This window comes from Stackebrandtia nassauensis DSM 44728 (genome assembly GCF_000024545.1).
GTDB lineage: Bacteria > Actinomycetota > Actinomycetes > Mycobacteriales > Micromonosporaceae > Stackebrandtia > Stackebrandtia nassauensis.
Window position 1 is genome coordinate 1,707,643 of sequence record NC_013947.1, and the last position, 21,710, is coordinate 1,729,352.

Sequence of the window (21,710 nt, forward strand, 5' to 3'; positions counted from 1 at the left end):
ATTGCCCGGCAAGGCGACGGCTTTCAAAGAGCATGCCACCATGGCGTGGAAGAACCCCCGAACACACAAGGATCCCCTCACCCAAGTCCGCTACAAGACGCGCCCACGTGGCTGCCTAGTCCGCACAAGAACGACAGAGGAAGGACACGTCATGTCGCGCGTGTCCCGACGCGACAGGAAGGCTCATCAAAGGGGGCCAACCCCCAAGTCGTGACGCACCGCGCCCGCAGCGGTCACCGCGACTCCCACATACAGCGTGTCCGATGGGCGCTGCCGCGATCTCTACCTACCAAAGGCTCAGTTTGCGATCGTTAGCGAATTGAGGTGTTCTTTGAATCCCGAATTACAATATGGATGCGTCAACTGCGCGTTACGTGGTTCACCCAAGCCACCATCTTCTTTCCTAAGAATGTGATCGACAGAACTTAGCTTGAGGGGCAGTCGGCTTCCACATATGCCGCATAGCGAAGCTTTGTCAAGGATTTCTTGAAGCCGGATCATAACTTTTGTTTCTCGAGTAAATTCGCGCTTATGCTCATAATCGACGGCCGTCCGTACCTTTATCGGACGCAAAACGGCCAATCCGCTGAACGCCTCGATGATCTCCCCGTCTGTAATTCCGGTTGCGATGTTCTCTAGGATAACCTGAAACATGACAAGAATTGCATCGATCGACCGTGGGATACCGCCATGTTGGCGCACAAGTTGATTCATGAAGTATTTATATTGCACAAGGAACTCTTCGAACTTGCTTCTAACTTTTGTGAATTCGATTAGTCGGTTCCGTTGTGTGAGTTCCAAGACAAATCGAATCGTGGCCAGGAATGCCGATGGTTGGAACTGCCCGGTCGCGCTGTAGAAGTACACCGCTGGGTGTAGCGCAAGCGAGCTTGGGTGATTCCCAGCGATTCTCAAAGCCGCACGTCTGACCCTCTTCATGAAGGCTAGTGTCTGGGCGCCATCAACATCATTCTCGAGTTGTGAGGTACTCGTTGCCGCCTTCCCGCGCCTTGGAGCAGCATGAGAATTCTCCAACCACATCTCATCCTTTATATTGTTTACGTAGTTCACGAGCTCGAGAATCATCTTGAGGCTGTCTGCCGAGTACCCCTTGCCGGCCACGGGAAGATCAGTGTTCCTGATTGACTGATCTAGTGAAGGTTTGAACAATAGGTCGTATACTTCAACCGCGATCGATTCGATTTCTTCCTGTATTTCAGGATTGAACGCAGACCAATACTTGTGGCCGGTACCTGCTCGAAGGAGCGCTCTTGCTGCCACAGCATTTGGCTTGCGTCGAGATTTGATTATTGCGAGTTCTGTCTTGTCTATTGGTGTCGCTTGTTGATTTATCTTGAAGAAGGAGCTCTCTGCTTTATCGTGTTCGCCACGTACCCATTGTAGAGTTAGGGCGTAGGCACTAAGATTTCTAGCCAGACGCACTCGTTCTTCATCCGCTGTATCCGGGTTCCTAGAAGCTTGCCGCAAGTCCTCAAAAGAGCCGACTGACTTGCTTATGAGATCTCTGGTCTCCTTAGCCGCTCGTTTCTGCTCGTCAGGGATGTTCTTGTCGAAGAAGCGTGTAGAGGTGTGGCTATCTCCGTAGTCATCGTGCACCCACGCGATAAGCGCACTAAGGCGATGAGCACCATCGATGACAAAGATGTTGCCGCTGTGGGATGACCGCCACAAGATCACTGACGGGATCAAGTCACCTTCGAGGAAGCTCTTCACCAATTCAGCAACCTTGTCAGGATCCCAGTTTGCGGTCTCGCGCTGGAAATCGGGTTTCCGCAAGGTGTGGTAAGTGAACGAATCTCGCTCGAGATCGGTGACTTTCATGCTGCTTGCGAAGTCCGCTGGCGGAATCGCCTCAGTCGCCGATACTAGAAAGTCGTCCCGAGGAATCAACGCGTCCAAGTTCACGAGCCGCTTTTTCGCCAAAGGGGCCTCCAGGTATTCCGGGCTTGGGAGGTAACGATCGACGTACAGTCTACGTCGCACTTCCCGAAGCGCTTTCGTCCACAGCCAACAAGAGAGAGCGCCAAACCAGGTTCGGCTGTTCGAAGCGATCGGATGCTTGTCGCCGTCGCCCTTAGGCAATGTTCTTCGAGAGTCAACCGTAAGAACTATGGCCACCAAGGATGCGTTTGGGGTCGCCATCAGTTTGGGTTCATGTCGCAAGGCCACGTGAGTCCCCCTGACACGACTTGACGTCACCGACCATCGGTCGCCGGCTCTGGGCACTAGCCAGCAGCGGGCCCCAAGCCGTCGATGGGCACGTCGGTCATGATTGCCTTCCAACGTCGATTTCCCATCACCGCAAGAGGACTACCTAATGGGGTGGTGTTAGCGGTGGCTCGTCGCGGCGAGATAGTACGGACAAAACACAGCAGTCGTCTCAGCTTCCGTGTGGCGGTGTGTCGACGGCTACCGGCAGCTACGGTGTCGAGGGCGACCTGAAAGCTAGACGAATAGGGTGGTGGAGGGCGATTCGCGGGCGGTGGCGCGGATTTTTGGGGTGTTGCAGAGTTTGGCCGGGTTGTTGGCGTTGGTGCTCGCCTTGGGGTGGGGGTGGTTGGCGGATCGGGCTGGGTATGGGCGGTTGGTGCCGGTGGTTTTCGTCGGGAGTGGGGTGTTGTTGGGTGTGCTCGCGGGGATGGGGAGTGTGGCGACGGTCGCGACGGTCTATTTGATGTACGCGGCGGTGCAGTGTGAGGTGATGACTTTGGTGGTCATGTACCTGGTGGCTGTTGTGCCAGAGGGGGTTCGGGGTGCCGCTTTGGGGTTGCAGAATTCGGCGCAGCAGTTGGGGAACGCGGTGGGGCCCGTGGTGGGGGGTGCGGTGGCGATGGGGGCGGGGGTTCGGTTCTCGTTGTGGGTCAGTGGGGTGTTGTTGGGGGTTTGCTGGTTGGGGTTTGTGGGGGCGCGGTGGTGGGGGAGGGGCGCGTCGACGGGGGTGCGGGTGGTTTGAGGGGTTATTGGTGGGTGGTGCGGGCGGCTCCGGCCAGTTCGACGTGGTCGATCATGACGCGCTCGGCTCGGGTGGCGTCGCGGGCGGTGAGGGCTTCGAGGAGGTCGCGGTGGGCTTCCAGGAAGCGGGCGGCGTCGGTGGGGTCGTGCCACAGGGAGTTCTCGGTGGGGACCGGGTGGTTCTTCCAGATGGAGCTGAGGTGGTCGGCCAGGAAGGCGGGGCCGCCGGCGCGGGCGATCAGGTCGTGGAACTGGCGGCTGTGGTCGGCCAGGTTCTCGACGGAGCCGTTGGCTTGTTCGGTGAGCATGAGGTCGTGGATTCGGTGGAGTTCGGCGAGTTCGGCGTCGGTGATGCGGTCGGCGGCCAGGCGGGCGCAGAGGCCCTCGATGGCGCCGCGCAGGAGGTAGAGCTCGTGGGCGGCGTCTTGGCTGAGCTCGGAGACCGTGGCGCCACGGTGGGGGCGGTAGGAGATGAGGCCTTCGCTCTCGAGGCGGCGGAGGGCTTCTCGGACCGGGGTGATGGAGACGCCGAGGCGGCGGGCGATCTCGTCCTGGGGGACGGCGGCGCCCGCGGTGAGTTGGCCGCTCATGATCTCGTTGCGCAGTACCTCGTGCACGTACTCGGCCTTGCTGCCGGGCGGACGTGGGTGGACTGTGCCTGGAGCGGCCACGCTGGGGTCCCTTCGCTGTGGTGGTGACACGTGTGGGTCAACAGTAGTTGAGGGTCCATTTCCTGGGATTTACGAACGCGAGAACTTGACATTGCGCATGATGCATCTTATAAGATGCATTGTTGTGGAGGCTCTTAGTGGAATCAAGGTCGTGGATATCTCGACGCTGTTCGCCGGTCCGACCGCGGCGATGTTGCTGGGTGACTTCGGCGCGGACGTGGTGAAGGTGGAACATCCCCGGCGGGGGGATCCGTCGCGTGGGCATGGGCACGCCAAGGACGGGGTGGGGTTGTGGTGGAAGGTGTTGTCGCGCAACAAACGCACCGTCGCGATCGATTTGTCTAGTGAGGACGGGCAGGGGGTGTTGCGGGCGCTGTTGGCCGAGGCCGACGTGCTCGTGGAGAACTTTCGGCCGGGGACCTTGGAGCGCTGGAACCTGGCGCCGGAGTCGTTGCTGGAGGCGAACCCGCGGTTGGTGATCTCGCGGGTGACAGGGTTCGGGCAGATCGGGCCGATGGCGGGCGAGCCCGGGTTCGGGACGCTGGCCGAGGCGATGAGTGGGTTCGCGTCGATGACCGGGGAGCCGGACGGGCCGCCGACCCTGCCGCCGTTGGCGTTGGCGGACGGTATCGCGGCGTTGGCCTGCGCTTACGCGATCATGGTCGCGCTGCGGGCGCGGGAGAACACCGGTCGGGGGCAGGTGGTGGATCTGGCGATCATCGAGCCGATCCTGACGGTGCTGGGGCCGCAGATCACCGCGTTCCAGGCGTTGGGCGTGATCCCGCAGCGGACCGGCAATCGGTCGTCGAACAATTCGCCGCGCAATACGTATCGCAGTCGGGACGGGCGGTGGCTGGCGGTTTCCACCAGCGCGCAGTCGATCGCGGAGCGGGTCATGCACCTGGTGGGGCGGCCGGAACTGGTGGACGAGCCGTGGTTCTCGTCGGGGCGCACTCGGGCTGAGCACGCGGAGGAGCTGGACGCGGCGGTCGGGGGCTGGATCGCGGAGCGTGACGCCGAGGAGGTGATCGCGGCGTTCAGCGAGGCCCAGGCGGCGATCGCGCCGGTGTATGACGTGTCCGATGTGGTCGACGATCCGCAGTTTCGGGCACTGGGGACGGTGCTGGAGGTGCCCGACGAGGAGCTTGGCTCCGTGGCGATGCAGAACGTCATGTTCCGGATGTCCGACACGCCCGGGGAAGTGCGGTGGGCGGGGCCGCGGCTGGGGGAGCACACCGACGAGGTGCTGGCCGAGGCCGGACTGGACGCCGAGCAGATCGCGGCGTTGCGGGACAAGGGAGTGGTGGGCTGATGGACACGCCGATCGTGACCGCGCTGTACGCACCGGCCAGCAGACCGGAACTGTTGCCCAAGGCCATGGCGAGCGGGGCCGACGCGGTGATCGTGGACCTGGAGGACGCGGTGCTGGCCGGGCGCAAGGAGGAGGCGCGCGCGAACGTGCTGGCGTTCCTGGACGGCTTGGCCGAGGCCGACGCGGGTCCGAGCGGCTCGGCTGAGCTTGGCGAACGGGGCACGTCGGCTGACGGCAGCCCAAGCGGCTCGGCCGAGCCGAGCGAGCGGAGCTCGTCGGCGGGGGAGCGGGGCGAGGGCCCGGCGGAGTCCGCTGTGGAGCGGGTGCCGACGATTCCGGTGCAGCGCGGGCGATCGGGCGGTTCGCGCGAGCGTGGAGCCGAGGCCGGGGCGCGGCGGTCGGGGCCGCACTGTCGGCCGGTGGTTCAGGTCCGGGTCAACCATCCGCGCGGTGAGTTCGGCCCGCGTGACCTGGCCGCGTTGGGGGCGCATCCCGTGGTGCGGGCCGGGCGGGTCGCGGTGCGGTTGCCGAAGGTCGCCGGGCCGCAGGACGTCGATCTGGCGCTCGACATGCTTAATGTGGACGCGCCGCTGGCGGTCCACTGCCTGCTAGAGTCCGCGATCGGTGTTGAGTACGCGCGTGACATCGCCGCCCACCCGGCCGTGGCCGGGCTCGCGCTCGGGGAGGCCGACCTGGCCGCCGAGCTGGGTCTGCGCGGCGAGGAGTCCTTCGGCTGGATCCGCAGCCGCATCGTCATCGCCGCCGTCGCCGCGGGCCTACCGGCCCCCGCGATGGCGGTCTACACCGATCTGGCCGACCCACGGGGTCTGGCCGAGTCGTGTGCGCGGGGCCGGGCGCTCGGCATGTTCGGTCGCACCGCCCTGCACCCCAAACAGCTGTCGACGATCACCGCCGCGTTCGCCCCCGACGGGGTCGAACTGCGTCGCGCCCACGAGGTGGTGACCGCGGCAGCTGGTGCCGAGGCCGACGGGAGCGGCGCGATCGCCCTGCCCGACGGACGGTTCATCGACGCACCCATGGTCGAGTCCGCCAAACGCACCATCCAGCTCGCGGAACGGCTCGGTTGATGGGCCGCGTCCGCCACCTTCCCCTACAACGGAGTGGATACCTGTCATGCTCGGCATCTGGGCGCTGGTCGCCTACATCGTCGTCATCATCGCGTGGAACGGACTGCTGAAACGCAACATCGGTGAGGCGATGATCATCGGTTTCGTCGCGGTCGCCGCGTTCGGCGGCGGCTCGATACTCGAGGTCGGCTGGGCGGGAATCAAAGCCGCCGCCACCGAGGAGATCGTGTTCGCGGCGTTGACGTTCGTCTTCATGGGATTCGTCCTGTCCAAGACCGGCGTCGTCGACCAGCTGATCGCGATGCTCAACTCACTGCTCGGCAAACGCCGGGGCGGTGCCGGTTACGTGTCGACGATCGCCGCGGCGATGTTCGGAGCCGTGTCCGGTTCCGGCTCCGGAAACGCCGCCGCCGTCGGCTCGGTGACCATCCCGTGGATGGCCAAGTCGAACTTCAGCCCCAAGCTGTCGGCGACCGTCGTTGCCGGGAACGCCGGGCTCGGCATCGCCATCCCGCCCAGTTCCTCGCTGTTCATCCTCACCGGTTCGGCCGCCGTGGCCAGCTATGTCACCGCCGACCAGCTGTTCCTGGCGCTGTTCGCCGGTGGCGCCTGGACGCTGCTGTACCGGCTGGTGCTGATGTTCTACTTCGTCCGCCGCGACAAGATCGGCGCGGTCGACCCGTCGATGATCGAACCGTTCGGACGCACCTTCGCCGCGGGCTGGTCGAGCCTGCTGGTCTTCGTCGGCATCATCGTGCCGGTGCTGCTGACCTCCGACCTCACCAGCGACGCGGTGATCTCCTGGATCGGCGAGGCCCCCGCCGACGCGATCTCGATCATCACCTGGATCCCGGTCCTGGTGACGATCATCGGGTTGATCCTGGGCCGCCGGGCCCTGCCCCGTCGGGGCACCGACTGGTGGAAGCTCTTGGGCGAGGTCGGGCCGCGCTACGCCGTCATCGGCGCGACGCTGTTCTTCGCGTTCGCCGCCGCGGCCACCCTGACCGAGCTCGGGCTGGCCGAACAGCTGGCCAAATTGCTGGGCGAGTTGGACGCGCCCGCCTTCATCGTGTCGATGGTCGTCGGGCTGCTGGTGGTCGGTGTCGCCGCGCCGTTGACCGGCACCGCCACGATCGCCGCGATCGGCCCGGTCGCGTTCACCACCCTCATGTCCGCGGGTGTCTCGCCGATCCCCGCCGCGGTCGCGATCCTGATCTTCGCCTCCACCGAGGGCGCCTCGCCACCCGGCGCGGCACCGATCTACATCGCCAGCGGCATCTCCGGCGTGAACCCGGCGCGCACCTTCGTCCCGCTGGTGGTCTGGTACGTGCTGCCGATCCTGGTCATCGGCTCGCTGGTCGCCATCGGCGCGCTGCCGGTCTAGAAACCCTCGACAGACTGATAAGGAGTCCACGATGATCACGCGAATACTGGACGGCGCGTTTCGGACGAGCCTGCTGCTGTTCCTGCTCGGCGGCGCGATCGTGGTCGCCACCCAGGCCGTCGGCCTGGTCGGCGGCAACGGCCCGCTGGTGGAGGGCGCGGTGACCTGGGTCGGCACCCCGACGTACGTGCTGGCCGGGCTCGCCGGACTGCTGGGGTTCGTCCTGTCCTACCTGAAGGGCTGGGATACCTCGGACTGAGGACCTCACATCTCGCGCGGCCGTCTCGTCGGATGGGTAACCGAGAAACCCGGTCCGAGGAGGACGACATGACGACAACCAGTGCGGCGCACAACAAGGAGACCTACCGGCGGTTCCACGACGCCCTCAACGGCGCCGCCGACGCGCCGCTGATCCAGAAGCTGATCGACGACTTCGTCGATCCGGACCTGAAACTGCACACGCCGCTGCCGTTGAAGTCGACGGGCGCCGACTCCATCAAGGAGGTCTTCCAGACGCTGCGCCGCGCCTACCCCGACCTGCACGTCGCGATCGAGGACCTGATCGCGGAGGACGACAAGGTGGTCAGCCGCAACACCGTCACCGGCACCCATCTGGGCGAGTACCTGGGCATGGCCCCCACCGGCAACACCGTCACGTACAAGGAGATCTTCGTCTTCCGGTTCGCCGACGGCCGGATCACCGAGGCCTGGGGCGTCGTCGACGTGCTGTCGCAGCTGCGACAGCTGGGCGCCATGCCCGGCGGGATCCCCGGCGGCTCCTGAGGACCGCGACGTCCGGACCCCGATGACCGACACGGGGTCCGCCGTTCGGCCCCACTTCGCGAACGCGGGGAATCGACGGCGGGCCGTCGACGCCGTTCGCGGCTAGGCTGACCTCGGCGACCGAGGAGGTCGACGCCGAGCCCGACCCCCGAACCCGCTCCCCGGCGGAGACATCGGTTTCACCGGTTGCCAAGGGCCAGTACGAATCCCGGCTTCGATCGCGTGTGGGGAGAGGTCTGGATGAGAAGTCGCCTGAGCGTGGGCCTGTGTGGAGTGCTGGTCGCCGCCGGTGTCGTGGTGGCGGGCTGTTCGGGCGGGCCGGAGGAGTCCCCGATCCGGTTCGAGAATCCGCCGCTGTGGACACACAAGGACGTGAACCTCGACAGCGTCGAGGGCGCGGCGCTGCGGGGCGACGCGGCGATCTTGATCGGAGAGTGGGGAAACGACGCCCGTCTGGTGGTCGCCGACGTCGCCACCGGTGACACGCGCTGGTCGATCGCGGGAGAACAGGAACTGCCGGGCGGTGACGGTCTGCTGATCACCGATGCCGTTCCCAGCCCGTTCGGGGGCGTCGACAAGGCCCCGGTGATCATCGACGACGGCGGGGACTGGGCGGTCGTCGTCGCCTACAACAAGTTCGACGAGGACAACGAGGATCACCGGCCCGACGAGCAGGGTGTCGCGGCCCTGTCCGGCGCGGACGGCTCGATGCTGTGGTCGGCACCGCTGCTGAAGCGCGGCGACACGGACGAGGCCGAGACACCGCGGGTGTATCCGATCACGGCCGACGGGGACACCGTGTTGGCGGCGACCAGCGGCGGAGCCCAGGCGTTCGCCCTGGACGCCGCCACCGGAGACAAGCGGTGGCAACAGGACAAGGTGTGGCCGCACGCGGTGACCGACGGCGTCGTGGTCGGCCAGGAGTCGCTCGACCGGGAGTACCCGCCGTGGCACGGCGACAGCCCCAGAGGCGGTGACGTTCGAGCCTGGGACATCGAGTCCGGCGAACAGAAATGGAAGGTCAAGGACAAGGACAAGGGCGACGGACTCGGCCACGCGATGGTGGCCAACGCGTCGATGACGCTGGTCTCCATGACCGACTCCGACGTCGACACCGACGATCACGTCGAGGTCCGTGACACCAGGACCGGAAAGAAGCTCGCCACACTCGACGACGGGAGCCCCGACTGTGCCTTCGACTCCGCGAAGACGACGCGGTTCGTCTGCGCCACGAGCAGAGCGGCGAGGTTCACGACAGTCAGCCGATCCGGTGGTGAGGCGACCGTGACCACGATTCAGGTCACCGAGGAAACCGACGACTTCAAGATCATGTCCATGTACGACGGTCACATCTTCGTCGACACCGTCGCCTCCAACCGCATCTACAAGGACCGGTACATCCTCGACGCCGAGGCCCAGATCGTCGCGAAGGACCTGCCCGGCCGTCCGATGGCGATGACGAAGAAGTACGCCGTGTTCCAGACGGAGGACGAAGAAACCGACGAATACCGCAAGGCCGGAATCTACAAGGTGGTGGGCAAGTGAACCCAGTGGCACGCAAGCGAAACGGCATCAGCCGGATGGCGATCGCCGTCGCGGCGGCGGTGGCCCTGCTGTCGACGAGCTGTTCGTCCGAGTCCGACACCGAGGTGCCCTCGGCGCTGACCAGCGCGGAATCCGAAGGCGAGAAGGAGAAGAGCCGGACCGACCCCATCGAGTTCAGCGAAAAACCATTGTGGAGTAAAAAGCCGCTCGATGAGGACGGATCCGACTCGTTGCGGTTCAGCGGCACCAGCGTCCTCGGTGACAAGGTCGCCTTCGTCCGCAGGGACAATGAGTCCGCGGAGCATCTCACCGTCGCCAAGGCGAAGTCCGGGAAGACCGTCTGGGAACTCACCGACGGCGACACCATCAAGGGCAGCGACGGTCTGCGCGCCGACCATCCCGAGGTCGATCCGTTGGGCGGCGCCGACGCCGAGGCGCTCCTTGTCGCATACGTCAAACCCACCACCCTGGCGGACGGGTCGTCCGGCGAGGAGAACGGCATCGCGGCACTGTCCCTCAAGGATGGCAGCATGTTGTGGAGCGTTCCCGTCGTTACGGGGCCGCAGCACGGCTACTTCATGTTCCTCGCGGCTACGAGTGACTCGCATGTGGCCGTCGACCTCAGTGACCATTCGGGCGAGGAAGACGTCAGCAAGCTGGTCATGGTGGACTACAAGAAGCGCGAGGTCGTCTGGCAGAAGGAATGGCTGGAAGCGGCGGCCATCATCGACGACACCGTCATCGTCGACAAGTTCAAACCCGACGGCGACAACCTCGACCATGTCACCGCCATGGGGTTGAAGGTGTCCAGTGGCAAGACGCGCTGGGAACTGGATCACGACAAGGACCCCGACGTGCTGACGGCCACCAACGACGCCGCCGTCGTCGACTCCGGCGGTTCCGTCCTCATACTCGATCCGAAGTCCGGCGATCAACGGGCGAAACTGGCGATCGCCGCGACGGAATGCTACTTCGACGGTGAGTCCACACTGGCCTGTCAATCGTCGAAGGACACGGACAGTGCGCCAGCGTCGGTGATCAGCATCATCGAGGTCACCGATTCCACCGCGAAGGCCTCCCAGGTCAGCGGCACGGACCGGGACGAGCTCAGTGGAATCTACAAGGGACGAATCTTCGTCGAGCGCCTCGTCGATCAGCGGAACGAGCTCACCGTGCTCGACACCTCGGGCAAGACCATCGCCGAACAGCTGCCCGGAAGCCTGGCCGACATCACCGACGACTACGCCGCCTTCGTCCGCATCGCCGAAAACTTCGCCGAAACCGACATCATGTCCGTCCACAAAGTAGAAATCTGAGTCGTGGCGACCGTTGATCGCCGCGACTCAGCCGCCGTGGATCGCTACTAGGGAACGGTGTGCCCGGCGGTGCGGAACAGCCGGTACCACTCCTCGCGGGTGAGCGGGATGTCCGAGCCCGCCGCGGAGTCGGCGACCCGGGTCGGGTTGGTGGTGCCCAGGACCACCTGCATGTTCGCCGGGTGACGGGTGATCCAGGCGACGGCGATGCCGGTCGGGGTCACCTCGTACTTCGCGGCCAGCTCGTCGATGGCGTCGTTGAGGTCGGCGTAGTTCTCGCGGTCGCCGAGGAAGACGCCGTCGAAGAATCCCTTCTGGAACGGCGACCACGCCTGCAGCGTCATGCCGTGCAGTCGCGAGTAGTCGAGGATGCCGTTGTCGCGGTCGATGGACTGGTCCAGTCCGGACATGTTGGCGGCAATGCCCGAGGCGATCATCGGCGCGTGGGTGATGCTCAGCTGCACCTGGTTGGCGATGAGCGGCTGCCGCACCGCGGTCTTGAGCAGCTCGATCTGGCCGGGCGTGTGGTTGGAGACGCCGAAGTCGCGCACCTTGCCCGCCTGGTGGAGCTGGTCGAAGGCGGCGGCGACCTCGTCGGGTTCGACGAGCGTGTCGGGACGGTGCAGCAGCAGAACGTCGAGGTAGTCGGTGCGCAGCGCCGCCAGGGTCTCGTCGACCGAGCGCAGGATGTGCTCGGTCGAGAAGTCGAAGTAACCCTCGCGGATGCCGACCTTGCTCTGGATGATCATCGATTCGCGCTCGGTCGCGGTGAGGGCCATCGCCTCGCCGAACCGGGCCTCGCACTGATGGCGTTCGGAACCGTAGATGTCGGCGTGGTCGAACACGGTGATGCCGGTGTCCCGGGCGGTGCCGACGAGGGCGCGGATCGCCTCGTCGGTCAGCGTGCCGATCCGCATCAGTCCCAGGACGATGTTGGAGGCGGGTACCTTGCTGTTGGGAAAGGACAACGTTTTCATGGTCCCATCCTGCGGCAACCGGCACCCGCCGTCGTCGTGAGGGTCGGGGACTACGGCGCGGGCGGCGCCTGCGGGGGCTGGCCGCCGTGCGGCTGCTGTGGCGGTACGGGCTGGCCGGGGGCCACCGGCTGTCCCGCCGCGACGGGCTGAGCCTTGGCGTTGGCGGTGCGCCAGTTCGGGTCGCGCTTGCGTTTGATCGCGGTGAAGGCGCCGTAGACGATCATGATCCCGCCCACGATGGGCAGGCCGATCCGGATCTGCTTGTTCTGTTGGGCCTTGGCCTCGTCGTAGGTCTGCTTCTCGCCGGTGGACTCGTTGACGCAGACCTCGCCGGGGCTCATGGTCGGTGCGCCCCGACCCGAGCCGCAGGTCGGATCCGATACGCCGAAGGTGAACGCGCCCACGATGAGGAAGATGCCGAGCGCCATCAGGATGAAGGGTTTCTTACCCAAGGTCGTTTCCTAAGGAGAGGGATATTGGGCGGCGAAGAATATCAGTCTCGGTGCAGGATAGGGGCATGACTTCAATGGTCTTTCTGCTCAGCCGTGCCGAACAGCACGACATCTTCGGCGACTTCCTGCCGCACTCCTACCTCGACGAGGCCGAGGCGAAGTGGGGCGACACCGCCTCGTGGGCCGAGACCGCCGAGCGGGTGCTGGAGTACGGGATCGTCGAGTGGCAGGAGATCCGCGCCGAGCAGGAGGACTGGGAGGTGCGGTGCGTCCGGGTCATCACCAGCGGGGCCGCGCCGGACGGTGCCGAGGCCATGGACCTGATGGAGGAACAGCGGCTCATGGTGGAGAAGTGGTTCCACCCGTGCTCGCACGCGCATCACGTCATGCTGGTGACGACCCTGTTGGACGACGCGAGTTTCAGGGCTCGCTACGAGGGGCTGACCCATACGATGCCGGGCTTCCTGCGCGACGCCGTCAAGGCCAATGCCGCGCGCGCCGAGAGAGAGTAGCGATGACCCGTATTCTTCGCGTTTGTGTCGCCGCGCTCGGTCTCGCCGCGGTGCTGGGTGCCACGGCCTGCGACGACAAGCCGGACGACAAGGCCTCGGAGTCGGCGAGCGCTTCGGCTTCGGAGAGTCCGTCGGACAAGGAGGAGAAGACCACCGAGTCCGCGCCCGAACCCGACAGCAAGGAGGCGGGGATCGCCCGCTTCGAGGAGTACATGCACTCGGTGGGTTCGGGGGACGCCAAGGGGGCCTGCGAGATGGCCGCGAAGATGTTCGCCAGCCAGAAGGAATGCGTCTCCGCGTACGGGTTCATGTTCGCGCAGATGCCCGACAACGAGGCCAAGGCACTCACCAAGGCTACTGTGGACGCTTCGCAGGTGGAGGAGTCGAAGCCCGGCGAGCTGTTCATCCCGGAGTCGGCGATCGAGCTGGGGATCACGTTCTCCGAGCCCTTCGGTGACTACCCGTTGTACTTTGAGGACGGTTCCTGGTACATCCGCGACAATGAGTGACCGTGATGTGAAGGAGGGGTGGACGGCATCGCCGTCCACCCCTCCTTTTCTTGTGGCTCAGGCGTTCGCGGCGCCGGTGAGCATGTCGGCCCAGCCGCCCTGGATCATCGTCTGGAACCGCCAGGTTCCGTCTTTGCGGGTCAGGATGTCGGCGTAGCGCAGCCGGTGGGTCTGGCCCGCGGCCGTCATCGTCGAGTCGGTGAAGACGATGACGAGGCTGCCGGTCAGGAAGTACGGCACTCGGGTGGACTCGAAGGTCAGGTCGCCGGAGCCGTCGCCCACCTGCTGGGCGGTGGCCGCCAGGAACTCCTCGCGGTTCCACGAGCCGGTCCAGGCGTTGCCGTCGCTGCCGTCGGTGACCAGGTTGATGGGGAAGTCGGCCATGTCGGCCATGTGCTCCACCTCGCCCTTGGCGCCGTGGGTGTCGTAGCGCTGGAACCAGTCGCGGACTTCGGCCAGTTCGGCGTCGGTGGGGGTGTAGCCGGTGACGGAGGGGTCTGCGGTCAGGAACGTGGTGGCCATGGGGGAACTCCTTCGTCGCGGGATCGCTCTCACCCGTACATTGTACCGTACAACGTACGGGTAAGCCGATTTTGGGGGTCGGATATGGTCAGGGACACAATGAGAGGCAAGAACGAGAAGACCGAACCCACGGATCCGGCGCGGCGGCTGGGGCTGCTGTGGGGCGACCGGACGCATTCGGCGCGGCGCGGGAAACACGAGCTGAACCTGGCCAAGATCGTGGCGGCGGGGATGGCGCTGGCGGACGAGTCCGGAGTGGCGGCCCTGTCGATGCGCAAGGTGGCGGAGCGGCTGGGCGTGGGCACCATGTCGCTGTACACCTACGTGCCCGGCAAGGACGATCTGATCGAGGTCATGGTCGACACCGTCTACGCGGAGATAGCCGAAGCCGGACTGGCCGACAATACTGCTGGAGCTGGAGCTGGAGCTGGAGCTGGAGCTGGAGCTGGAGCTGGAGCTGGAGCTGGAGCTGGAGCTGGAGCTGGAGCTGGAGCTGGAGCTGGAGCTGGAGCTGGAGCTGGAGCTGGAGCTGGAGCTGGAGCGGCCGACGGGGTTGAGCCGGGGTGGCGGCGGCGGTTGGGGGCGGTGGCTCGGGACTCGTTTCAGGCTCACGTGGCGCACGCGTGGTTGCTGCGGTTGCCGACCGGGCGGGCGGTGCTGGGGCCGGGCGCGGCTGCCAAGTACGAGCGCGAGTTGGCCGCCATCGACGGGTCGGGGCTGTCGGACGTCGAGATGGACGAAGTGGTCGCGCTGATCGGCGGGCACGTCGTGTCGTCGGCGGGACGGGTCGTGGAGGCCGCCGAGTCGTTGCGCGACAGCGGTATGACCGAGGAGCAGTGGTGGCGGGCCCACGCGCCGCTGCTGGCCGCGTTCGCGGATCGGGAGCGGTTTCCGACCGCTGCCCGGGTGGGGGCCGCCGCGGGGCGGGACCACGGGGCGGCCTACGCGCCCGACGGGGGCTTCGCCTTCGGGCTCGCCCGGATCCTCGACGGGGTCGCGCTGCTGATCGACGCGCGCGGCGCCGGTGACTGAGACGCGCTGACATCGCCCGCCCGCGCCGTGTCAGCCGCGCGTGGGCCGGATATCAGCGGTCGCGGGCAACGTATCGGACGTAACCGAAACGCCCGATAGGAGTTCCCGCGATGACAACCAAGAACCCGCGCCGATGGTGGATCCTCGGCGCCCTGTGCCTGAGCCTGCTCGTGCTGACCATCGACAACATGATCCTGACGCTCGCGATCCCGGCCCTGATGAGTGATCTGGGGGCCAGCCCCGCGTCGGTCCAGTGGATCCTCGACGCCTACATCCTGGTGTTCGCCGGTGCCCTGCTGACCGCCGGAAGCATGTCCGACCGCTTCGGCAGGCGAAGGTTCCTCAACATCGGGTTGAGCATCCTGGGGGTGGCGTCACTGTTGGCGGCCTTCGCCGAGGAACCGTGGCAGGTCGTGGCCTGCCGCGCCGTGATGGGTCTCGGCGCCGCGATCGCGATGCCCAGCACCCTGTCGATCCTGATCAACGTCTTCGAAGACGACGAACGCCGCAAGGCCATGTCGATCTGGGGCATGGTCTCCATGCTCGGCATCGTGCTCGGCCCGGCCGCGGGCGGTTTGCTGCTGGAGCACTTCGGCTGGGCCTCGGCCTTCCTCATCAACGTGCCGCTGGCCATCATCGGCATCATCTCCGCCGTGATCCTGATCCCCGAGTCCAAGGGCCCGGCCCGCCCGTCCGACCCGGTCGGCGCGGTGCTGTCGGTGGCCGGCATGGCCGCGCTGGTGTTCGCGCTCATCCAGATCCCGCACGAGGGCTGGTCGAACCGCGTCGTGGCCGCCGCCGTCGCCGCCGTGGTCATCCTGGCCGTCTTCGTCGTGTGGGAACTGAAGCGCGAGTACCCGATGCTGCCGCTGGGGATCTTCCGCAGCCGCGACTTCACCGGCGCCAGCCTGGCCTGCGTGCTGATCGTGTTCACCAACGGCGCAGTGATGCTGGCGCTGACGCAGTACCTGCAACTGGTGCTGGGCTTCAGCCCGATGACCTCGGCGCTGGCCTTCGCGCCGATGGCCGTGGTCGTGGGCATCGTCAACCCGTTGGCCGCCACCGTCGGCAAGCACATCAGCAACAAGACCCTGACCGTGGTCGGGCTGCTGGTGATCGCCGGATCCTTCGTGATCCTGTCGATGACCGGGCCCGAGGACGGTTACGGCTGGCTGATCCTGGGCCTGGTCACGGTCGGTGTCGGCACCGGTCTGACCACCCCGGCGGTGTACGCCACCCTCACCAGCGCCATCCCGCCGGAGCACGCCGGGGTCGGCTCGGCCGTCAACGACACCATCCAGCAGGGCGGCATGGCCCTGGGCGTCGCGGCGCTGGGCAGCGTGCTGTCCTCGGCCTACACCGACGCGCTGCCGTCCGATGTGCCCGAAGCCGCCCGGGGTTCGCTGACCGACGCGCTGGCACTGGCCGAGCGGACCGGCGCGACCGACCTGGTCCGCGTCGCCCGGGACGCGTTCCTGGAAAGCCAGTCCACCGTGTTCACCGTCGCGGCCGCGATGTCGGTCCTGGGTGCGGTGTTCGCGCTGATCGTGTTGCGCCGCAAGACTTCCGGTCCCGTGGAGGAGGCAAGCGCCGAAGCGGAACTGGAGACCTCACAGGTGTGAGGTGCCGGCGGGGGATCGTGTCCCCCCGTCAAGGAGCGGTCGCGTGTGGAACATCCACACGCGACCGTTTCGCGTCTCAGCCCGCCGCCTCGGTCAGCCTCGTGAAGGCCTCGGCGCGGGGCGTGGCCGAGGCCTCGTCGAAGGCGCTCTGGAACGCGTTGTCGCCCAGACGATCCCGCAGCCGATCGGTCAGGCTCGCCAGCTCGGGGTTGCCCCGGTCGAACGCGCCCCGGATCGCCTGGCTCCAGCCCAGCGCCCGGGCCGCCGCCAGCGGTGCGTCCTCGGCGGCCAGCAGCCGGGCCAGCAACTCGGCGGCCGACGGGAGTTCGAGCATCCCGGTGGCCGCCGCCAGGGCCCCGGGGAACAGCCGCCGGGCCCCGCGGGTGTCACCCGCGCTGAGCCGGATCGACATCCGGGGCAACGCGCCGAGGGCCTCGGCCGACTCGTCCGGAAGGGACAGCCGCTTCGTCAGCGCGGCCAGTTCCGCCATCGTGTTGTCGGCCCGTCCGAAGTCGCGGTTGTGCCGGTGCAGGTCCGCGTAGCCCACCAGGATCGGGATCTCGGCCTGCCGGTGGCCGCCCAGTCGGGCGCGGCGCAGTGCCTCGTCGAGTTCGAGTCCTGCGGCCTCGGCGTCGCCGCCGCGCAGCAGCTCGGCGGCCAGCATGGTCCGGTGGTAGATCTCGGTGTCCCAGGCGAGCTCGACGTCGACCGCGATGGCGCGCTCGTACAGGTCGAGGGCCTCGGCGTGCCTGCCCTCGATGGCGGCGGCCTGGGCGGTGCTGACCAGCAACATGGACTGACCGAGCCAGTCGCCCACGTCGGAGAAACCTCGCAGCGCGACGTCTCTGGCGCGCGACGCCGCGGCCCAGTCGCCGCGGTCGGCGCGGATGAACGTCTCCACCCAGGCCGCCCCGGCCCGCACCCACGTGTCGGGATGCCGAGCCCCCCGGGCCAGTTCGCTCTCCCACAGGTCGTCGTAGCCACGAAACGACGCCACCGGCAGCGCGATCAGCATCAGCAGCGGATAGCGGCGCAACGCGTCGGTGCGGACGCATTCGTCGAGGGTCTGCCGCATCCGGTCGCCCTCGACCGCCCGGATGGTTTCCACAGTGGTCTCGGCGTCCTCGTTGAGTAGCCGCAGCAGGCTGAACGCCGCCCGGGCGTCGGCGGGCAGTTCGTCGCCGAAGCCGAGCACCTGGTCGGTGAAGTCGTACAGTCGCGCCACCTTGCCGAAGACGGTCCAGTGGTAGATCACCGCCGACAGCAACCGCTGCGCCGTGTCGGCGTCGGACGCGTCGATGGCCGACCGCAGCGCCGCCACCAGGTTGTCGTACTCGGTGTCGAAGACGGCCACCGCCGCGAGCTGCTCGCGGCCGTGCAGCCGGGGGCCGGTCTCCTCGGCCAGCGTGAGGAAGTAGCGCCGGAAGCGTTCGGCGACGGCGGCGCGTTCCCCGGCCGCGTCCAGCCGCTCGGCGGCGAAGCTGCGCACGCTCTCCAGCATCCGGTAGCGGGGCTCGTCCCCGCCGATCGCTTCCACTATGGATTTCTCGATCAGGGAACCGACGACGTAGACCGGATCCCCGGCCTGGTCGTTGCCGCACACCGCCTCCAGCCCGGCCAGACCGGCGCCGCCCGCGAACAGCGACAGCCGCCGGGCCAGGGTCTGCTCGGCGTCGGACAGCAGATCCCAGCTCCACTCGATGACGGCCTGCAGGGTGCGTTGCCGGGGCAGCGCGGTGCGGCTGCCGGAGGTCAGCAGCCGGAACCGGTCGTCGAGGCGCTTGGCGATCTGTTCCAGGCTCAGGGCGCGCAGCCGGGCGGCGGCCAGTTCCACCGCCAGCGGCAGGCCGTCGAGGCGACGGCAGATCTCGACGATCAGCTCCAGATTGGACGCCGTGGCGGCGAAGCCGGGGCGCACCGCGGCGGCCCGGTCGGTGAACAGCCGTACCGCGGCGGTGTCGGCGGCGTCGAGACCGGTCGCGTCGTCCGGCGTCTCCAGTGGACCAAGCGGGCACAGTGCTTCCCCGGTGATGCCGAGCGGTTCCCGGCTGGTGGCCAGGATCGTCAAGCGTGGCAACCGGTCCAGCAGCCGATGCGCGAACACGGCACACGCGGCCACCAGGTGCTCGCAGTTGTCGAGGACCAGCAGCGCCTCGTCACCGGCCAGCAGGTCGACGATCCGGTCGAGCGGGTCGGCCGAGCGGCCCGGCCGCAGCGCCGACGCCGGGTCGGCGCCCCGAGCGTCCAGATTGCCCAGTACCGAGTCGGCGACGTCCTCGCCCGAGCCGACCCCCGCCAGCGGCGCGAACCACACCCGCCCGGTCTCGTGGAGCCGGTGGCGGCTCACGGCCTCGACGGCGAGTCTGGTCTTGCCACAACCGCCCGGGCCCACGACGGTGACCAGCCGCGAGGTCGACAGCTGCTCGGCGAGCCGTTTGAGTTCGTCGTCGCGGCCGACGAAACTGGTCAGCCGCAACGGAAGCCGACCCGACACCGGCTCGGGCGGCCGGGGCCGGTCGGTCTCGCCGCGCAACACCGCCAGGTGAGCCTGCCGCAGCACCTCGTCCGGGTCGACGCCCAGCCGTTCGGCCAGTTCGCCGCGGATCGACTCGTAGACCGCCAGGGCCTCGGCCTGCCGTCCGGCGGCGTGCAGCGCCCGCATGCGCAAGGCCGCCAAGCGTTCCCGCAGCGGATGCTCGGTGGTGGCGGTCTCCAGGTCGGCCAGCACCTCGGCGTGCCGTCCCAGCCGCAGCATCGCCTCGGCGTGATCCTCCACGGCGGCGGCCCGCAGCTCGTCCAGCCGCACCACCACGGGCCGCGCGAACGGGGCGTCGCGCACGTCGGCCAGTGCCTCGCCGCGCCACAGCTCCAGCGCGGCCGACAGCACGGCGGCGGCCTGTCCGGCCCGTCCGTCCGCCAGCTCCCGCCGCCCCCGGACGGCCAGCTCCTCGAACCGGTGCGTGTCGACGTCCGGCTCGGTGGCCGACAGCCGGTACCCGCTGGCGACCGAGGCCACCGAGCCGACGTCCCCGAACGCCTTGCGCAGCCGCGAGACCAACGCCTGCAACGCGTTGCCCGCCTGCGCGGGGGCGTCGGCGCCCCACAGCTCGTCGATGAGCGTCGAGGCGGTGACGGTGCTGCCGGGCACCAGCGCGAGCCGCGCCAGCAGCATCCGCAGCCGGAGGCCGCCCAGCGGTACCGGGGTGTCGTCCTGTGTATACGCCCGGACCGGACCGAGCAGTTCTATCCGCACCGCCCCAGCCTCTCACCGTCCGGGGACGGACGCTCGCCGGTCAGCCCGCGAGCGTCCGTCCCCACAGCTAGCCGACGGCGGTCAGACGCGCGCGGGCGGTGCGGGTGCCGCGCGGGTTGTTCCAGCCGATCGCGGCGGTGACCGTGTCGCCGGTCTCGGCCAGCGCGACGAAGCGGCCGTCATCGACGGCGCCGTCGATGACGCGGATGTGCGAGTGCGGTGTCACGGTGCCGTACAGCTGGATCCTGGTGTCGTACTGATCGCTCCAGAAGTACGGAACCGGTGTGGGGCAACGGTTGCCTCCCAGGATGTTGGTGGCGACGGTCATCGCCTGTTCGCTGGCGTTGGTGCGGGTCTCGATGCGCGACGAGACGCCGGTGACGGGGTGCCGCCAGCGGGCGACGTCGCCCACCGCGTAGACGCCGGGCGCGGCGCGACCGTACTCGTCGCACTCGACGCCGTCGACCAGGCCCAGCCCGCTGTTGGCCAGCCAGCCGGTGGCCGGGACGGATCCGGCCGTGACCACCGCCAGCTCGGCGGCGAGCACCGAACCGTCCGACAGTTCGACGCCGCTGAGGCGCTCGGTGCCGAGGAAGGCGGTGACGTTGACGCCGGTGCGCAGCTTCACGCCCCGGTCGCGGTGCATGGCCGCGACATGGCCGCCGACGCGGAGTCCGAGCTGCCGTTCCATCGGCACCGGACCGGGTTCGACGAGCGTGACCTCGTGGCCCAGTTCGCGGGCCGCGGCGGCGATCTCGCAGCCGAGCACCCCCGCCCCGACGATGACGACCCGCCGTGCGGCGGGCGGGCCGGTGGCGGCTTGCCGCGCAGCCGTTGTGCCGGTCGCGGCCCGCTGCGCGGCGGGCGTGGCGGTGGCGGTGGGCCGCGCGACTGCCGAGCCGAAGCCGCTGTGCGCCGACGGCCACGCCTCGACCGGGGCCGAAACGCCGTCGCCTGCCCCGGCCGCGTCCGGGTTGCCGCTGCCCGCCGCGGCCGCGTGCGGATCGCTGCCGCCCGCATCGGTTTGAGCCGTCGCGGGCGACGCGTCCGGGTTGCCGCCTCCCGCCCCGGTCGAGGCCGGACCGCCGCCGCCCGCAACGGTTTGAGCCGTCGCGGGCGACGCGCCCGGTTCCGGGCCCGCCAGTTCGCGGCGCAGCGCCATCGCGTCGTCGAGCGTGCGGAAAGTGGACACCCCGGCCAACTCGCGCTGGCAGCCGAGCCGACGCGGCGTCACCCCGGTCGCTATCACCAGCGAGCCGAAGCCCAGCGTTCGTCCATCGTCGAGCTTGACGGTGCGCTCGGTGAGGTCGAGGTGCCGGGCGTGACGCCCCAGGATGAACTCGGCGCCCAGAGCGTCCAGCCGCTCGTCGTCGCGCAGCAGCGCGCGCTCGGGCCCCCAGGCTCCGGTCAGTATCTCTTTGGACAGCGGTGGCCGGTCGTAGGGCGGATGTACCTCCGCCCCGACCAGCCGAATCCGTCCGTCGAAGCCCTTGCGCCGCAGCACTTCCGCGACGGTGAGGCCGCCCGCCGACGCCCCGACGATGACGACGTCGCCGGTCATTCCTCCTCCCGCAGCGTGATGGCCGCGGCCGGGCAGACCGTGACCGCGTCCTCGACCTCGGCGCGCAGCCGCTCCGGCGGCGACTCGTCCAACAGGACCACGATGCCGTCCTCGTCGCGCTGGTCGAACACCTCGGCGGCCGCCAGTACACAGGTTCCCGCCGCCACGCAGCGCTCGGTGTCCACAGAGATCCGCATC

The 21,710-nt window shown here is 67.8% G+C and carries 20 protein-coding genes; 12 read left to right on the forward strand and 8 right to left on the reverse strand.

The window, feature by feature from the left end; all coding sequences use genetic code 11:
* Positions 1 to 297: 297 nt before the first annotated feature.
* Positions 298 to 1,926, reverse strand: coding sequence for a GmrSD restriction endonuclease domain-containing protein (locus SNAS_RS33850; RefSeq protein ID WP_211207340.1), 1,629 nt, complete (start codon positions 1,924 to 1,926; stop codon positions 298 to 300).
* A 595-nt stretch (positions 1,927 to 2,521) separates the two neighbouring features.
* On the opposite strand from SNAS_RS33850, the gene SNAS_RS37520 reads away from it, so the two are divergent.
* Entirely contained in the window at positions 2,522 to 2,974 is a 453-nt protein-coding gene (locus SNAS_RS37520) for an MFS transporter (RefSeq protein WP_425281037.1), read from the forward strand.
* A 4-nt stretch (positions 2,975 to 2,978) separates the two neighbouring features.
* Here SNAS_RS37520 and SNAS_RS07975 read toward each other — a convergent pair whose 3' ends face one another.
* The gene (locus SNAS_RS07975; RefSeq protein WP_013016893.1) at positions 2,979 to 3,644 is read right to left on the reverse strand and encodes a GntR family transcriptional regulator; all 666 of its coding nucleotides are present in this window, start codon (positions 3,642 to 3,644) and stop codon (positions 2,979 to 2,981) included.
* A 97-nt stretch (positions 3,645 to 3,741) separates the two neighbouring features.
* On the opposite strand from SNAS_RS07975, the gene SNAS_RS07980 reads away from it, so the two are divergent.
* The 7 genes from SNAS_RS07980 (at position 3,742) to SNAS_RS08010 (ending at position 11,072) form a co-directional block, all read left to right on the forward strand.
* Complete coding sequence (locus SNAS_RS07980) at positions 3,742 to 4,956, forward strand: CaiB/BaiF CoA transferase family protein (RefSeq protein ID WP_013016894.1); 1,215 nt, start codon at positions 3,742 to 3,744, stop codon at positions 4,954 to 4,956.
* On the forward strand, positions 4,956 to 6,044 hold the full coding sequence (locus SNAS_RS35700) for an HpcH/HpaI aldolase/citrate lyase family protein (RefSeq protein ID WP_013016895.1): 1,089 nt from the start codon (positions 4,956 to 4,958) through the stop codon (positions 6,042 to 6,044). Before SNAS_RS07980 ends, SNAS_RS35700 begins: the two co-directional genes overlap by 1 nt.
* Before the next feature lie 46 nt (positions 6,045 to 6,090).
* Positions 6,091 to 7,428 carry a TRAP transporter large permease subunit gene (locus tag SNAS_RS07990; protein WP_013016896.1) on the forward strand — a complete coding sequence of 446 codons (1,338 nt, stop codon included), beginning with the start codon at positions 6,091 to 6,093 and terminating at the stop codon, positions 7,426 to 7,428.
* A 31-nt stretch (positions 7,429 to 7,459) separates the two neighbouring features.
* Positions 7,460 to 7,687 (forward strand): hypothetical protein, encoded by a 228-nt coding sequence (locus SNAS_RS07995; protein ID WP_013016897.1) that lies wholly within the window; start codon positions 7,460 to 7,462, stop codon positions 7,685 to 7,687.
* 68 nt (positions 7,688 to 7,755) lie between these two features.
* The gene (locus SNAS_RS08000) at positions 7,756 to 8,211 is read left to right on the forward strand and encodes an ester cyclase (protein ID WP_013016898.1); all 456 of its coding nucleotides are present in this window, start codon (positions 7,756 to 7,758) and stop codon (positions 8,209 to 8,211) included.
* Between the two features lie 240 nt (positions 8,212 to 8,451).
* Positions 8,452 to 9,756 (forward strand): outer membrane protein assembly factor BamB family protein, encoded by a 1,305-nt coding sequence (locus tag SNAS_RS08005; RefSeq protein WP_013016899.1) that lies wholly within the window; start codon positions 8,452 to 8,454, stop codon positions 9,754 to 9,756.
* Positions 9,753 to 11,072 carry an outer membrane protein assembly factor BamB family protein gene (locus SNAS_RS08010; protein WP_013016900.1) on the forward strand — a complete coding sequence of 440 codons (1,320 nt, stop codon included), beginning with the start codon at positions 9,753 to 9,755 and terminating at the stop codon, positions 11,070 to 11,072. Before SNAS_RS08005 ends, SNAS_RS08010 begins: the two co-directional genes overlap by 4 nt.
* Positions 11,073 to 11,119: 47 nt before the next feature.
* Here SNAS_RS08010 and SNAS_RS08015 read toward each other — a convergent pair whose 3' ends face one another.
* On the reverse strand, positions 11,120 to 12,049 hold the full coding sequence (locus tag SNAS_RS08015) for an aldo/keto reductase (protein WP_013016901.1): 930 nt from the start codon (positions 12,047 to 12,049) through the stop codon (positions 11,120 to 11,122).
* A 50-nt stretch (positions 12,050 to 12,099) separates the two neighbouring features.
* On the reverse strand, positions 12,100 to 12,501 hold the full coding sequence (locus SNAS_RS08020; RefSeq protein ID WP_013016902.1) for a hypothetical protein: 402 nt from the start codon (positions 12,499 to 12,501) through the stop codon (positions 12,100 to 12,102).
* Positions 12,502 to 12,566: 65 nt separating this feature from the next.
* On the opposite strand from SNAS_RS08020, the gene SNAS_RS08025 reads away from it, so the two are divergent.
* Positions 12,567 to 13,013: a TipAS antibiotic-recognition domain-containing protein gene (locus SNAS_RS08025; RefSeq protein ID WP_013016903.1), complete on the forward strand. Its 447-nt coding sequence runs from the start codon at positions 12,567 to 12,569 to the stop codon at positions 13,011 to 13,013.
* A gap of 2 nt (positions 13,014 to 13,015) precedes the next feature.
* Entirely contained in the window at positions 13,016 to 13,522 is a 507-nt protein-coding gene (locus SNAS_RS08030; RefSeq protein ID WP_013016904.1) for a hypothetical protein, read from the forward strand.
* A 57-nt stretch (positions 13,523 to 13,579) separates the two neighbouring features.
* Here SNAS_RS08030 and SNAS_RS08035 read toward each other — a convergent pair whose 3' ends face one another.
* Complete coding sequence (locus SNAS_RS08035) at positions 13,580 to 14,044, reverse strand: hypothetical protein (RefSeq protein ID WP_013016905.1); 465 nt, start codon at positions 14,042 to 14,044, stop codon at positions 13,580 to 13,582.
* 99 nt (positions 14,045 to 14,143) lie between these two features.
* Between SNAS_RS08035 and SNAS_RS08040 the strand changes: the two genes are divergently transcribed.
* Both SNAS_RS08040 and SNAS_RS08045 read left to right on the forward strand, forming a co-directional pair.
* Complete coding sequence (locus tag SNAS_RS08040) at positions 14,144 to 15,076, forward strand: TetR/AcrR family transcriptional regulator (protein ID WP_013016906.1); 933 nt, start codon at positions 14,144 to 14,146, stop codon at positions 15,074 to 15,076.
* Between the two features lie 110 nt (positions 15,077 to 15,186).
* The gene (locus SNAS_RS08045; RefSeq protein WP_013016907.1) at positions 15,187 to 16,698 is read left to right on the forward strand and encodes an MFS transporter; all 1,512 of its coding nucleotides are present in this window, start codon (positions 15,187 to 15,189) and stop codon (positions 16,696 to 16,698) included.
* A 76-nt stretch (positions 16,699 to 16,774) separates the two neighbouring features.
* Here SNAS_RS08045 and SNAS_RS08050 read toward each other — a convergent pair whose 3' ends face one another.
* From SNAS_RS08050 to SNAS_RS08060, 3 genes are all read right to left on the reverse strand, one after another.
* Positions 16,775 to 19,951 carry an AfsR/SARP family transcriptional regulator gene (locus SNAS_RS08050; protein ID WP_013016908.1) on the reverse strand — a complete coding sequence of 1,059 codons (3,177 nt, stop codon included), beginning with the start codon at positions 19,949 to 19,951 and terminating at the stop codon, positions 16,775 to 16,777.
* A gap of 67 nt (positions 19,952 to 20,018) precedes the next feature.
* Positions 20,019 to 21,512: an NAD(P)/FAD-dependent oxidoreductase gene (locus tag SNAS_RS08055; RefSeq protein ID WP_013016909.1), complete on the reverse strand. Its 1,494-nt coding sequence runs from the start codon at positions 21,510 to 21,512 to the stop codon at positions 20,019 to 20,021.
* Entirely contained in the window at positions 21,509 to 21,709 is a 201-nt protein-coding gene (locus tag SNAS_RS08060) for a ferredoxin (protein WP_013016910.1), read from the reverse strand. Before SNAS_RS08060 ends, SNAS_RS08055 begins: the two co-directional genes overlap by 4 nt.
* Position 21,710: the final 1 nt, after the last annotated feature.